Origin of the sequence: Streptomyces sp. PT12, from assembly GCF_003311645.1 — a bacterium.
GTDB lineage: Bacteria > Actinomycetota > Actinomycetes > Streptomycetales > Streptomycetaceae > Streptomyces.
On record NZ_QEST01000014.1, the window covers coordinates 75,286 to 88,900 of the forward strand.

Consider the following 13,615-nt stretch of genomic DNA (forward strand, 5'->3'; position numbering starts at 1 on the left):
CTTCAGTCGCGGGCCAGCTCGGCCTCGGCCGCGGCGAGCGCGGCGAACTCCTCCTCGGGGGCTGCGGCCACCAGCCGGTGCCTGCTGTAGAAGGCGAAGTACCCCGCCGCCACCGCGTACACGCCGAGCGCGATGAACGCCGCGTCCCGGTCCACCAGGAACGTCGCCACCAGCGCGGCGAGCGCGAGGACGAACGCGACACCCGAGGTCACCGCGCCGCCCGGCGTCCGGTAGGGGCGCGGCAGCTCGGGCTCGCGGCGGCGCAGCACGATGTGCGAGAGGGTCATGAAGGCATAGGAGATGGTCGCGCCGAACACCGCGACGTTGAGCATCCGCGCGCCGTCGCCGGTCGCCGCGGCCAGGCCGAAGCCCAGCGCGCCCGGGATCAGCAGGCCGAGGTAGGGCGACTTGCGGCGGCTGGTGAGCGACAGGAAGCGCGGCAGGTACCCGGCCCTCGAGAGCGCGAACAGCTGGCGCGAGCCCGCGTAGACGAGCGAGAAGAACGAGGCCACGAGCCCGGCGAGGCCCGCGTAGTTGACGAAGCGGCTCAGCGCCGTCGTCTCCCCCTCCGGCTCGAGCGCGGCCACCAGGGGGTTGCCCGCGTCCTGCACCGCCGTGGAGCCGCGCGCCCCGGCCGCGGCGAGGAAGGTCAGTACGGCCAGGACCAGCAGGATCCCCATCGCCCAGGCCATCGCCCTTGGCAGGGTGCGCGCCGGGTCCCTGGTCTCCTCGGCGGCCAGCGGCACGCCCTCGACGCCGAGGAAGAACCACATGCCGAACGGGAACGCCGCCCAGATGCCCATGAGCCCGAACGGCAGCCACGCGCTCGACCCGAACGCGTCGCCGTCCACCGGTATGTCGTCGAGACCCGACGCGTCGAACTCGGCGAACGCGCCGATCGCGAAGATCAGCAGCGCGGCCACGGCGATCGCGGTCACCACCAGGCTGAAGCGCAGCGCCTCGCCGACGCCCCACAGGTGGATGGCCAGGAAGACGACGAAGCAGCCCAGGTAGACGGGCCAGCTCGAGGTGAGCCCGAAGAGGTCGAGCGACTCGACGTAGTCGCCGATGAAGATGGAGATCGCCGCGGGGGCCAGCACGAACTCGATGAGGATCGCCGTCCCGGTCAGGAAGCCGCCCCAGGGGCCGAGGGCGCGCCGCGCGAAGCCGTAACCCCCGCCCGCCGTGGGCAGGATGGCCGCGAGCTCGGCCAGCGCGAAGACCATGCACGTGTACATCAGGCCCATCAGCACGGCGGCGATGGCCAGGCCGCCGAAGCCGCCCTCGGCCAGGCCGAAGTTCCAGCCCGCGTAGTCGCCCGAGACGACATAGGCCACGCCGAGGCCGGTCAGCAGCAGGGGGCCCGCGCTGCCCGCGCGCAGCGCGCGGCGGCGGAGATAGGCGTCCTCAGGGGTGTCGGTCATGGCCGCTCCTGCCTCGCTCCGCGACGCCGCGCGATGGATGGGGAACCCAGGGGGGTGGGTCAATGGTTTGGGCGCATACCATTGCGGCTCGCCAGCCGCGGCGCAAGACCCGGGGCGTTAAGCGGCGGTTACGGCTCGCCGTGGGAGCGCCGGACGGCTCAGGAGAGAAATCCCCGCAGCAGCGCGGCCGTTCCGGCGCAGTGCTCCCGCATCACCTCGCGCGCGCCGTCCGCGTCGCCCTCGGTGACCGCGTCGACGAGCGCGGCGTGCTGGGCCTGGGAGTGCTCGAGGTTGCGCACGAGCAGCGGGATGCGGTCGAGCAGCTCGTTGAGCGTCGCGCGCACCGCCGCGTACTGGGCGGCCAGCGAAGGCGATCCCGAGAGCTCGGCGAGCGTCAGGTGCAGCAGCGTGTCCGCGCGCCGGTACTCCGCGGGGCGCGCCTCACCCGTCGCCGCGAGCGCGGCCCGCAGCCTGCGCGCCGCCTCGGGGCTCGGCCCGTCGTCGGCGCACAGCCCGGCCGCGCCCACGTCGAGCACCTCGCGCAGCCGCAGCGTGTCCTCCATGTCCACGCCGACGTCGACCCCCGCGATCCGCCCTCGCCAGGCCGGGGACCCGCCGCCCGCCGCGCCACGGCCGCGCACGAACGTTCCTCCGTAGCGGCCGCGCCGACTCTCCACCAGGCCCTCGTCGGCGAGCGCCCTGAGCACCTCGCGCAGCGTCACCCGGCTCACCCCGAGCCGCGCGGCCAGCTCGCGCTCCGCGGGCAGCCTGCCGCCCTCGGGCACGAGGCCGAGCCGCAGCACCTGGAGGATCTGGGCCAGCGCCTCCTCGAAGCCGTTCCCCGCGCGCACCGGGCGCAGCGCCCCCGCCAGGCGGTCGGGCGGCGGCGCGTCCCCGCCCTCGTCCGTTCGACGTCTCCCAGCCATGCGCCCGCGCCCGCCCTCCTTCCCAATCAATGGTCCGCATGGATACCTTATGGCCTCAGGGCGAACCGACAGGAGGCCGCTGACGTGGCGAACGACGTGGCGAGGCGCACGCCCCCGCTGTCCACCGACAAGCTGCGGGTCCTCGTCGAACGCGGCGAGATCGACACCGTTGTCCTCGCCTTCACCGACATGCAGGGCCGACTCCAGGGCAAGCGGTTCGCCGCGCCGTTCTTCCTGGCCGAGGTCCTCGACCACGGCACCGAGGGCTGCAACTACCTCTTGGCCGTCGACGCCGACATGAACACCGTCGACGGCTACGCCATGGCGTCGTGGGAGCGGGGCTACGGCGACTTCGCGCTGCGCGGCGACCCGGCGACGCTGCGCCGTGTCCCCTGGCACCCCGGCACCGCCATGGTCACCGCCGACCTCGCCTGGCACGACGGCTCGCCCGTCACCGCGTCGCCGCGCCAGATCCTGCGCCGCCAGCTCGACCGCCTCGCCGAGCGCGGCTGGACCGCGTTCGTCGGCACCGAGCTGGAGTTCATGGTCTTCACCGACACCTACGAGCGCGCCTGGGACACCGGCTACCGCGGGCTCACCCCGGCCAACCGGTACAACGTCGACTACTCGATCCTCGGCACCGGCCGCGTCGAGCCCCTGCTGCGCCGCATCCGCAACGAGATGGGCGCCGCGGGACTGACCGTCGAGTCCGCCAAGGGCGAGTGCAACCTTGGCCAGCACGAGATCGCGTTCCGCTACGCCGACGCGCTCACCACGTGCGACCAGCACAGCGTCTACAAGACCGGCGCCAAGGAGATCGCCGCGCAGGAGGGCGTCGCGCTCACGTTCATGGCCAAGTACGACGAGCGCGAGGGCAATTCGTGCCATGTCCACCTCTCGCTGCGCGACGCCGATGGCGCCCCCGTCTTCGCCGACCCCGCCGCGCCGGGCGGGATGTCGGACACCATGCGCCACTTCCTCGCCGGACAGCTCGCCACGCTGCGGGAGTTCAGCCTGCTCCACGCGCCGAATATCAACTCCTACAAGCGCTTCCGCCCCGGCTCGTTCGCCCCGACCGCCGTCGCCTGGGGCCCCGACAACCGCACATGCGCGCTGCGCGTCGTGGGACATGGCCCGTCCCTGCGCCTGGAGAACCGGCTGCCAGGCGGCGACGTCAACCCCTACCTCGCCGTCGCAGGAATGATCGCCGCGGGCCTGCACGGCGTCGAGCGCCGCCTCGAACTCCCCGAGCCCTGCACGGGGAACGCCTACGCGTCCGACGCCGAGCAGGTCCCCGCCACGCTGCGCGACGCCGCCGCGCTGTGGGCCGGGAGCGCGGCCGCGCGCGCGGCGTTCGGCGACGATGTGGTCGACCACTACCGCACCATGGCCCGCGTCGAGCAGGACGCGTACGACACCGCCGTCACCGACTGGGAGCGCTACCGCTCCTTCGAGCGCATGTAGAGGACCAGCGACGCCCGTGAGGACCAGCAACGCCGTGCCGCGGAAGACCGAAGCGCCGGGGACCACCGAGGAGCCGAAGGCCCGCGAGATCGTCAACCCCACCACCGAGCGCGTCATCGCCACCGTCCCCGACACCCCACCGGCCGAGGTGGACGCCGCGGTGCGCCGCGCCGCCGAGGCCCAGCGCCGCTGGGCCGCGCTCGCCCCGGCCGAACGCGCCAGGCAGCTGCGCCGGTTCGCCGTCGCCGTCGACGAGGCGCGCCACGACCTCGCCCGCACCGAGGTCGAGGAGGCGGGGCACCCCGTGGCCGACGCCCTGGGGGAGGCGGAGAACGTCCGCGACCTGCTCGACTACGCGGCCGGGGGAGTGGAGCGGCTGACCGGGCGCCAGATCCCGGTGGCGGGCGGCGTGGACATCACCTTCGCCGAACCCCTCGGCGTCGTCGCGGTGATCGCCCCGTGGAACTTCCCCATGCCCGTCGCCGCCTGGGGCACCGCGCCCGCGCTCGCCGCGGGGAACGCCGTCCTCCTCAAGCCCGCGGAGGCCACCCCGCTCACCGCGCTCGCGCTCGAAGTGCTCGCGCAGGCAGCCGGGCTGCCCGACGGGCTCTTCCAGGTCCTGCCGGGCCCCGGGCCCGTCACGGGCGAGGCCCTGGTCGACCACCCGGGCGTCGCCAAGGTCGTCTTCACCGGATCGACCGCCGTGGGCAGGCGCATCATGGCCCGCTGCGCCGCCCAGGTGAAGCCCGTCACCCTCGAACTCGGCGGCAAGAGCCCCAACATCGTCTTCGCCGACGCCGACATCGAGGCCGCGGCGGCCGCCGCGCCCGCGTCGTTCCTCGACAACGCGGGCCAGGACTGCTGCGCCCGCAGCCGCATCCTGGTGCAGCGCCCGGCGTACGACCGCTTCCTCGCCCTGCTCGAACCAGCCGTGCGCGCCGTCACCGTGGGCGACCCCGCCGACCCGGCCACCGCGATGGGCCCGCTCATCTCCGCCGCCCACCGCGAGCGCGTCCGCTCCTATGTCCCCGATGACGCGCCGGCCGCCATCCGCGGCGCCATCCCCGAAGGCCCAGGCTACTGGTACCCGGCCACCGTGCTCGAGGCCCACACGGCGGGTGAGCGGGCCGCCGCCGAGGAGATCTTCGGCCCGGTCGCCGTCGTCATGCCGTTCGACGACGAGGAGGACGCCGTCCGCCTGGCCAACGCCACCGACTACGGCCTGGCCGCCTCCCTGTGGACCCGCGACATCGGCCGCGCCCTGCGCGTCTCCCGCGCCGTCGCGGCCGGGAACCTCTCGGTCAACTCGCACGCCAGCGTGCGTTACAGCACGCCCTTCGGCGGCTTCAAACGGTCGGGGCTCGGGCGGGAGTTGGGCCCCGACGCGCTGGCCGCGTTCACCGAGACCAAGAACGTCTTCCTCGCCACCGACGCCTGACGGACGCCCGACCGAAGGCCCAACCCCCGAGCGCTAGCCAAGGAGAAGACCCACGTGACACACCCCACCGCCGTCTGCCGCAGGCTGGTCGGCCGCACCGCCGTGGTCACCGGGGCGGGCAGCGGCATCGGCCTGGCCTCGGCCCGCCGACTGGCCGCCGAGGGCGCCCACGTGGTGTGCGCCGACGTCGACGCCGCGCGCGGCGAGGCCGCGGCGGCCGAGGTCGGCGGCCTGTACGTGCACGCCGACGTCACCGAGGCCGAGCAGGTCGAGGCGCTGTTCAGGACGGCCGACGAGACCTATGGCTCGGTGGACATCGCGTTCAACAACGCCGGGATCTCGCCGCCCGACGACGACTCGATCCTCACCACGGAGCTCGACGCTTGGCAGCGGGTCCAGCAGACCAACCTCACGTCGGTCTACCTGTGCTGCAAGGCGGCCATCCCCTACATGCGGCGGCAGGGCAAGGGGTCGATCATCAACACCGCGTCGTTCGTCGCCGTCCTGGGCGCGGCCACGTCGCAGATCAGCTACACCGCGTCCAAGGGCGGGGTGCTCGCGATGTCCCGCGAGCTCGGCGTGCAGTTCGCCAGGGAGGGCATCCGCGTCAACGCCCTGTGCCCAGGCCCTGTCAACACCCCCCTGCTGAAGGAGCTGTTCGCCAAGGACCCCGAGCGCGCCGCGCGCCGCCTGGTGCACGTCCCCGGCGGGCGCTTCGCCGAGCCCGAGGAGATCGCCGCGGCGGTGGCGTTCCTGGCGAGCGACGACTCCTCGTTCGTCAACGCCGCCGACTTCCTTGTGGACGGCGGGATTTCGGGCGCATATGTAACGCCGTTGTAGTCCGGGGTGGTGGCCGGAACGGCGGCGGTGTGAGAAGTTCACTGCGTGAGCGCGACGACTCCGCCCGGTTGGTATCCGGACCCAGGTCACACCGGCGACGGGCCCGCACCGGAACGCCGTTGGGACGGCACCGCCTGGACCGGTCAGACCCGGTCGGCCCGCGACGTCACCGTCGTGGACGGCGTTCCGACGCCGCCCCCCGAGCCCGCTGAGCCCCCCGAGCCCGCTGAGCCCCCCGAGTCCGCCGCGCCCGGCGACACGGCCCGCATGGCGACCCTGCCGGGCGAGAAGCCCCTGGCGCCGCCGCCCGCGGCGCCCCCCTCGCCGTACGCCACCGCGCCCTACGGCGCGTACGGGCAGGGCCCGGCGCCCACCCCGTATGGCGCGCCCCCCGGTGGCTACGCACCCCACCCGCCGCCCGCGCCCCCGGGCGGTGGGCAGCGCACGGCGCTCATCGCGGGCGCGATCGTGGTGGTGGCCGCCCTCGCGGTCGGCCTCGTGGTGCTGCTCGGCGGCGGCGATGACGAGGAGCCCGAGGGCCGCGGCCCGGCGCCGAGCGCCAGCGCGGAAGACCCGCGGGGCGAGCCCGCACCCGACGAGGACGACGGCGCGCCGCCCGACGAGCCGCCGCCCGCGGAGCCCGGCGAGCCCGGCGAGCCCGCCGACCCGGAGGAGGACCCGCGCGGAGACGGCGGCGGGAACGGCGGCGACGGGGGGCTCACCACGGCCACCGCGGGCGGCCTGGTCCTCCCGCTGCTCGACGGCTGGTCGGAGAGCCAGTACGACGGCGGCTTCGCCGTGACCACGGGGGACCACCCCTGCCCCGGCGACTCGGCCATGAACTGCGTGCGCGCGGGCGCGTTCGTCAGCATCGTGCCGGGCGCGGGCGACGTCCCCGCGCAGGACTACGTCAGCGCGGACATAGGCGCCAACGAGAGCGAGTCGTACAGCCCCGAGACCTATGGCTCGGTCACCGAGCGCGAGGAGGTGTTCTCCCGGGCCGTCACGGTCGCAGGACAGGAGGGGTATCACATCCGCAGCCGCATCGAGACGGCGTCGGGTACCGCCGCGTTCGTCGAGTCGGTGGCCTTCCCCGCCCCCGACGGCTCGGGCGATCTCGTCGTCCTGCGCCTCGGGTTCGACATCGGGGACGAGTCGCCCCCCGAGGAGGACATGGACCGCCTCGTGCAGGGCGCGGCGGCGACGTCCGCCCAGGGACCCGGTACCCGGGCCTGAGAACGCGCCCGTAAAGTGACCGGAGTCGAGCTGACCAGCGGGGCGTCAGGTGGCCGGGGAGTGTGCGGATGAACACCGAACAGGGACCGCGGCGTTCGCCGTTGCCGCCCCTGACCCCTCGAGGCGCGGCGGCTCCCACGAGACCGGGCGCGCCCCCGAGGCCCGCGGTGCCGCCACGGCCCGCCGCCCCGCCGCGCCCCTCGGCACCTCCCGACATCCCCGCGCAGCGCGCCGCGCCGCCGCCCGAGGGCGGGCCGCGCGGCGTCACCGCCCGCGCGTCGCTGCGCCTGGCCACCGCGGTCACGTGCCTGGTGCTCGGCACGGGCCTGCTCGGCGGCGCCGCGGCCGGGGCATGGCTCGTCGGCGACGGCGACGACCACTCGTCCGCCGCGGCCGCCCTCGACGAACGGCGCGACCTGTGGCGTGAGATACCCGTGGACGTGCTGTTCCCGCCCGAGATCACCGGCGAGGGCGCGGGCCCCGGCGGCTCCGACCGACTCTGGATACGCGTCGCCGTCGCCCCCGACGCGACGTGCGCCGAGGCGTTCGACCCGCTGCTCGCCGACGTCCTCGCCCCCGTCGGCTGCCACCGGCTGCTGCGCGCCACCTACGCCGACGAGACCCAGACCACCGTCACCACCGTGGGGCTGATGTTCACCGAGGCGGGGCCCGCCCGGATGGACGCCCTCGCCGCCCGCCTCACCACCGAGGGCCTCGACGCCCGCGCCGACCTCATGCCCCGCCCGTTCGCCGCGCCCGGCACCCCCGCCGAGGACTTCGGCGACGAGCAGCGCGGCGCCTGGACGATCAAGGCGCTGCCGGGACTTCCCGTCGTCGCCTACGCCGTCACCGGCTTCGCCGACGGCCGCCCCCTCACCGACCCGCGACCCGCCGCCGAGGCCACCGCCGAGGGCCAGGACACCACCGTCGCGCTCGCGGGGCTCGGCCATGACGCGGCGGGCATCGCCGAACGCGTCGAACGCGACCTGCGCGCGACCGCCGACCAGCGAGTCGAGGAGCACTGACCCCGTGACCGCAGAAGCGAACGCCGCAGGCCCGGCCACCGCCGCCCGGCGCGCCGTCCCCGCCCTGGCCACCCTGCTCGCCGCCGGGCTGCTGCTGCCGACGGCCGGGCCCGCGCGCGCCGACGCGATACGCGACCAGCAGCAGTGGGCCCTCGACGCCGTCAACGCCCCCGCCGCGTGGGAGACCACCCGCGGCGGGGGCGTCACCGTCGCCGTCCTCGACACCGGCGTCGACCCCACCCACCCCGACCTGGCGGGCGCGATCCGCCAGGGCCGCGACATGGTGGGCATGGGCGCGGGGCCGGGCGACGAGGAGTGGGCCTCGCACGGCACGGCCATGGCGGGCATCATCGCGGGCCGCGGCCACGGCGCCGGGCGCGGCTCCGGCGTGATGGGCGTCGCGCCCGAGGCCGAGATCCTGCCGGTGCGCGTGCTGCTCGAGGACGACGACCCGGAGCGGGACACGGCGCGCGAGACGCGTTCGGGCGCCCTCGCCGAGGGCATCCGCTGGGCCACCGACCAGGGCGCCGACGTCATCAACCTCTCGCTCGGCGACGACAGCGAGTCCGCCCACCCTGACCCCGATGAGGACGCCGCCGTGCGCTACGCGCTCTCCCATGGCGCGGTCGTCGTCGCGTCCGCGGGCAACGGCGGCGAGAACGGCGACCCCGTGTCCTACCCCGCGGGCTACCCCGGCGTGATCGCCGTCGCCGCGGTGGACCGGGGCGGCAGCCCCGCGGAGTTCTCCACCGAGCGCTGGTACGCGACCCTGTGCGCCCCCGGCAAGGACGTCATCGTGGCCGACCCCGACCGCGACTACTACACCGGCTGGGGAACGTCGGCGGCCGCCGCGTTCGTCTCCGGCTCCGTGGCGCTGCTGCTCGCCGCCCACCCCGATCTGACCCCGGCGCAGGTGCGGGACGTGCTCGTGGAGACGGCGGCGCACCCGCCGCCCGGGGGCCGCGACGACGCGCTGGGCAGCGGCATGGTGGACCCGGCCGCGGCCATCGCCGCGGCCGCTGGCCTGACCGCCAGGCCCCTGGCGCCCGCCGCTGGCCCCTACGAGGGGGAGTTCTTCGGGCCAGGGCCGAGCGACGGCGGCGACGGCGCGGGGCGCTCGGCCTGGCTCGCGCCGCTCTCGGGCGCGGCGGGGGTGGTGCTGCTCGCCGCGGCGGCGGCGTTGATGGGCGGCGGGACCGCCCGGATCAGGGAGCGGGTCAGACGCCTGACCGCGGGGCCTGGTCGGCCCTGACGGCCGACAGCGCGGCCTCGGCGGCGGCCTCGACCACGGCGACGCCCGCCTCCCACGAGAGGTGGCCGTCGGAGACGACGGCCACCAGATAGGGGCGCCCCTCCACGGTGACCCGGCCGATGCTGTTGACGTCCCACAGCCCGGTGCGGGTGCGCGGCAGCCAGCCGTTCTTCAGCTCGAAGCCCCCGTCGGCGCCCCCGTCCGCCGCGGCCGATATACCCCAGCGCTGCTCGGGCACCACCGTGGCCATCAACTCCCTGATGTACGCCTGGGAGTCGGCGTGCAGCGGCGTCCGCGCGCCATGGATCGCGCGCAGCAGGGCCAGCTGGTCGACGGCGGTGGTCTGGGTCAGGCCCCAGTGGCCCGCGGGGCCCGCCGAGGTGGCGACGAGGCCGAGCCGCTCGTTGGCCGCGTCGAGCCCGGCGCCCCCGCCGATCGCGAGCCACAGCTCGTCGGCCGCGTCGTTGTCGCTGCGCTGGATCATGACCTCGGCGAGCAGCCGCTCGCGCGCCGTCAGCTCGCGGCCCTCGTCCTGCGCCTTGAGCAGCAGGGCGGCCAGGATGTCGACCTTGACGATGCTCGCGGTGTCGAAGTGGTCCGCGCCGTACGCCGCGGCGACCTCCCCGTCGAGCGAGGTCACGGCCACCGAGAGGCGCGGCGGCGGATCGCCCACGAGGCGCGGCAGCGACTGGGCGAGCAACGCGTCCCGCACCGTCGAGCTGGGCACGTAGGGGGACGAACGGCCGCTCGTCCCGCCGTCCGGGCTCACCCCGCTCCCCTCCGTCCCCGCCCCCACGGCGCCCAGGTCGTCCACCGGTCTCTCCACCGCCTGCGGACCCCCCGCGGGAGGGACGGAGTCCCCGGCCGCGGTGACGGCCAGCAGCGAGCTCGCCAGGGCGGCGTTCACCATCAGGGCGGGCCGTATTCGCCGCGACAGTCTCATAACCGCACGGTATCCCGCACATGTGCACGAGTCATCGCCCGCTGAATGAAGAACGCGTAACAGTCGGTGACAGTAGTTCCGCAACGCCCGTGCCCCGGGGGCGCGTTGGGCCGCCCACGCGCCCCGCGCACGCCCCTCGCGGCCGCCCGGATACCCTCGACGCGTGCCGCTGAACATCCCCAGGCCCGCCTTCGCCGCCGACGACGGCACCGCCGATCCCGCCCTCGCCCGCGCGCTGGCCGACTGGGCGCGCGACCCCGGTACCGAGCCCGCCGTCCTGAGCGCGCTCGGCGGCGCCAGGCTGCTGGTCCCCGTCGTCGCCGTGCTCGGCGAGGCCGAGACGGGCGAGGACGGGCTGCGCAGGGACAAGAGCAGCGAGATGGCCGTGCTCACCCTCGCGCTCCCGGGCGGCCGCCGCGCGCTCCCGGTCTTCACCGCCACCGAGACCCTGGCCCGCTGGCGCTCCGACGCCAGGCCCGTGCCCGTCACCACGCGCCAGGCCCTGGCCGCCGCGGTGCAGGAGGGCGCGGGGGCGCTCGTCGTGGACATCGCGGGGCCCGTCGCCTACGAGCTCGCCGGGGCCGGGCTGCGCGCCGTCGCGGGCGGCGGCTCCCCGGCCTCCGCCCCCGCCGTGGCCGAGGCCGTGCGCGCCGTGCTGGCCACCGAGCCCGCGGTGGCCGCCGCCCACCTGGTGCCGGGCGGCGACGCGGACGCCACGCTGGCGCTGCGCCTCGACGGCCGGGCCGACGCCGCCCCCGCCATGACCCGGCTCGCCCGCGCGCTGGCCGGTGACGAGGTGCTGCGCGCCCATCTGGTGCGCGGACTCCAGCTGGCCGTGCTGCCCCCAGGCGCCGCGCTGCCAGGGGAGCCGACCTACCACCGCTGAACGCCGCCGCCTCCCGCCGCCGGAAGGCGTCACTCGCATGGCCCGGTCGGCGTGCGGGCGCCCGGCACGCGCCACAGACTGCGACGAAAGCCGTCGTCAGCCACGGGAGGGCGCCATGTCCGCCGAGACCGAACCCCAACCGCTAGCGGCCGAATGCGTGGGAACGCTGCTGCTCGTCTTCTTCGGAGTCGGCGCCGCGGTGGTGGCGGGCGAGTTCATCGGGTCGATGGGCATCGCCCTCGCGTTCGCCTTCGTACTGATCGGCCTCGTCTTCGCGTTCGGCGCGATCTCGGGCAGCCATCTCAACCCCGCGGTCACGCTGGGCATGCTGCTGGCCGGGCGCATGTCGCTCCAGAGCGCGATCATGTACTGGATCGCCCAGTTCGTCGGCGCCATCGCGGGCGCGGCGCTGCTCTTCCTGGTGGCCAAACAGGTCCCGGGGCTCGACACGAGCGAGGCGTTCGGCACCAATGGCTTCGACGACCGGTCAGCGGTCGGCCTGTCGCTCGGCGGCGCGTTCGTCGTGGAGATCATGCTGACGTTCCTGCTGGTCTTCGTGTGGCTCTCGGTGACCAGCACATCGCTGCTCAAGGGCTGGGAGGGCGTCCCCGTCGGGCTCACCCTCGGCGCGGTCAGCCTCGTCGGCATCCCGCTGACCGGCGCGTCGGTCAACCCCGCCCGCAGCCTGGCGCCCGCCCTCTTCGCCGCGGGCAGCGCGCTGGCGCAGCTGTGGCTCTTCATCGTCGCCCCGCTGGTGGGCGCGGCGGTCGCGGTGATCGTGCACCGGATCGTCCACCCTCAGCCGGACGAGTGGCTCACCGACTGGCGCCGCGCGGTGCCGGGGCGGCGACCGGCCCCGTGAACGCCTCCCCAGGACCCTGGCCCGGGTCGTCCGGCACCGCCGACGCCTCCCTGAAGGCCAGTTGCAGCGACTTCAGCCCGTCGCGCAGGGGCGCGGCGTGGTAGGAGCCCACCTCGGGGGCGGCCGCCGTGACCAGCCCGGCGAGCGCGGTGATCAGCTTCCGCGCCTCGTCCAGGTCACGGTGCCGCTCGCCGTCCTCGGCAAGACCCAGGCTGACCGCGGACGCGCTCATCAGGTGCACGGCGACCGTGGTGATCACCTCCACCGCGGGCACGTCCGCGATGTCCCTCGCCATGTCACCGACATTCGGAGTCATGTCACCGACGTTGGGGGTCATGCCGCCGATGTCGGGTCCCGCCTCGCTCATGCGGACCACCCTATGCGCCCGGTGGGGGGTGTCCCACGGCGGGTCGGGAGCACACCGCGCGGTGGTTCCGCAAGGGTGCTGTACCATGGAGGGTGACCGGCCGGACATCCGTGTGCCCGGCCCGCAAGTGGAGGCTCCGCTCTCCCACCTGATCGACCCCAGGGTCGGCAGGTCACCGGTCCTTTCGCGCCCCGCGATCTGCCGCGGTGGTGCTCCAGGTCTGTGTGGAGCCCCGCCTGTGCGTCGCCCGGGGCGTTTTTTCACGCCGCCGTGCGGCGGTCCACCAGACCTATTCCAGCACGGCTGCCCGCCAGGCATCCGTGCGGCGCAAACCGAGGAGGCCCCATCAGCGCCGAGCCCCGCATCAACGACCGGATTCGCGTCCCCGAGGTGCGACTCGTCGGTCCCAGCGGCGAGCAGGTCGGCATCGTGCCGCTTGCCAAAGCCCTGGAGCTTGCACAGGAGTACGACCTGGACCTGGTCGAGGTCGCGGCCAACGCCCGCCCGCCGGTCTGCAAGCTCATGGACTACGGAAAGTTCAAGTACGAGTCGGCCATGAAGGCCCGTGAGGCGCGCAAGAACCAGGCGCACACGGTGATCAAGGAGATGAAGCTCCGGCCGAAGATCGATCCGCACGACTACGACACCAAGAAGGGTCACGTCGTCCGGTTCCTCAAGCAGGGGGACAAGGTCAAGATCACGATCATGTTCCGCGGTCGTGAGCAGTCCCGCCCTGAGCTGGGCTACAGGCTGCTGCAACGACTTGCCGAGGACGTCCAGGATCTGGGCTTCGTGGAGTCCAATCCCAAGCAGGACGGGCGGAACATGATCATGGTTCTCGGCCCGCACAAGAAGAAGACCGAGGCCATGGCGGAGGCCAGGGAGGCCCAGGCCGCCCGCAAGGCCGAACGCCAGCAGGGGAAGGCGTCCGCCTGAGGCAGGGCGCCGCCCC

At 74.8% G+C, this 13,615-nt stretch carries 13 protein-coding genes; 9 read left to right on the forward strand and 4 right to left on the reverse strand.

Annotated elements, in window-relative coordinates; genetic code table 11:
• Nucleotides 1-2: 2 nt before the first annotated feature.
• Nucleotides 3-1,424, reverse strand: a complete 1,422-nt coding sequence (gene eat / locus DEH69_RS01095; RefSeq protein ID WP_113684949.1) for an ethanolamine permease — start codon at nt 1,422-1,424, stop codon at nt 3-5.
• Between the two features lie 158 nt (nt 1,425-1,582).
• The gene (locus tag DEH69_RS01100; protein ID WP_113684950.1) at nt 1,583-2,350 is read right to left on the reverse strand and encodes a FadR/GntR family transcriptional regulator; all 768 of its coding nucleotides are present in this window, start codon (nt 2,348-2,350) and stop codon (nt 1,583-1,585) included.
• 96 nt (nt 2,351-2,446) lie between these two features.
• Between DEH69_RS01100 and DEH69_RS01105 the strand changes: the two genes are divergently transcribed.
• The 6 genes from DEH69_RS01105 (at nt 2,447) to mycP (ending at nt 9,605) form a co-directional block, all read left to right on the forward strand.
• Nucleotides 2,447-3,814, forward strand: a complete 1,368-nt coding sequence (locus DEH69_RS01105) for a glutamine synthetase family protein (protein WP_113685119.1) — start codon at nt 2,447-2,449, stop codon at nt 3,812-3,814.
• A gap of 34 nt (nt 3,815-3,848) precedes the next feature.
• Entirely contained in the window at nt 3,849-5,252 is a 1,404-nt protein-coding gene (locus DEH69_RS01110; RefSeq protein ID WP_258534373.1) for an aldehyde dehydrogenase, read from the forward strand.
• A 54-nt stretch (nt 5,253-5,306) separates the two neighbouring features.
• The gene (locus DEH69_RS01115; RefSeq protein ID WP_113684952.1) at nt 5,307-6,092 is read left to right on the forward strand and encodes a 3-oxoacyl-ACP reductase; all 786 of its coding nucleotides are present in this window, start codon (nt 5,307-5,309) and stop codon (nt 6,090-6,092) included.
• A gap of 45 nt (nt 6,093-6,137) precedes the next feature.
• The gene (locus tag DEH69_RS01120) at nt 6,138-7,328 is read left to right on the forward strand and encodes a DUF2510 domain-containing protein (protein WP_113684953.1); all 1,191 of its coding nucleotides are present in this window, start codon (nt 6,138-6,140) and stop codon (nt 7,326-7,328) included.
• 167 nt (nt 7,329-7,495) lie between these two features.
• Nucleotides 7,496-8,353, forward strand: a complete 858-nt coding sequence (locus DEH69_RS31185; RefSeq protein ID WP_113684954.1) for a hypothetical protein — start codon at nt 7,496-7,498, stop codon at nt 8,351-8,353.
• Nucleotides 8,354-8,357: 4 nt separating this feature from the next.
• A complete protein-coding gene (mycP, locus tag DEH69_RS01130; protein WP_258534355.1) occupies nt 8,358-9,605 on the forward strand; it encodes a type VII secretion-associated serine protease mycosin in 1,248 nt (415 codons plus the stop codon).
• On the opposite strand, the gene DEH69_RS01135 is transcribed toward mycP, so the two are convergent.
• Nucleotides 9,571-10,548 carry a serine hydrolase gene (locus DEH69_RS01135; RefSeq protein WP_113684956.1) on the reverse strand — a complete coding sequence of 326 codons (978 nt, stop codon included), beginning with the start codon at nt 10,546-10,548 and terminating at the stop codon, nt 9,571-9,573. The two genes, mycP and DEH69_RS01135, sit on opposite strands and share 35 nt — an antisense overlap.
• Before the next feature lie 163 nt (nt 10,549-10,711).
• On the opposite strand from DEH69_RS01135, the gene DEH69_RS01140 reads away from it, so the two are divergent.
• Nucleotides 10,712-11,434, forward strand: coding sequence for an SseB family protein (locus DEH69_RS01140; protein WP_113684957.1), 723 nt, complete (start codon nt 10,712-10,714; stop codon nt 11,432-11,434).
• 115 nt (nt 11,435-11,549) lie between these two features.
• A complete protein-coding gene (locus DEH69_RS01145) occupies nt 11,550-12,296 on the forward strand; it encodes an MIP/aquaporin family protein (protein WP_113684958.1) in 747 nt (248 codons plus the stop codon).
• Here the strand turns inward: DEH69_RS01145 and DEH69_RS01150 are convergent.
• Nucleotides 12,250-12,633, reverse strand: coding sequence for a DUF1844 domain-containing protein (locus DEH69_RS01150; protein ID WP_113685120.1), 384 nt, complete (start codon nt 12,631-12,633; stop codon nt 12,250-12,252). The two genes, DEH69_RS01145 and DEH69_RS01150, sit on opposite strands and share 47 nt — an antisense overlap.
• A 333-nt stretch (nt 12,634-12,966) precedes the next feature.
• On the opposite strand from DEH69_RS01150, the gene infC reads away from it, so the two are divergent.
• Entirely contained in the window at nt 12,967-13,599 is a 633-nt protein-coding gene (gene infC, locus DEH69_RS01155; protein ID WP_113685121.1) for a translation initiation factor IF-3, read from the forward strand.
• Nucleotides 13,600-13,615 lie beyond the last annotated feature (16 nt).

Excerpts from the sequence above, each read along its gene's own strand:
- DEH69_RS01135 (WP_113684956.1), bottom strand. The coding sequence starts at position 10,548 with ATGAGACTGTCGCGGCGAATACGGCCCGCCCTGATGGTGAACGCCGCC.
- eat (WP_113684949.1), bottom strand. The coding sequence starts at position 1,424 with ATGACCGACACCCCTGAGGACGCCTATCTCCGCCGCCGCGCGCTGCGC.
- DEH69_RS01100 (WP_113684950.1), bottom strand. The coding sequence starts at position 2,350 with ATGGCTGGGAGACGTCGAACGGACGAGGGCGGGGACGCGCCGCCGCCC.
- DEH69_RS01150 (WP_113685120.1), bottom strand. The coding sequence starts at position 12,633 with ATGACCCCCAACGTCGGTGACATGACTCCGAATGTCGGTGACATGGCG.
- DEH69_RS01145 (WP_113684958.1), top strand. The coding sequence starts at position 11,550 with ATGTCCGCCGAGACCGAACCCCAACCGCTAGCGGCCGAATGCGTGGGA.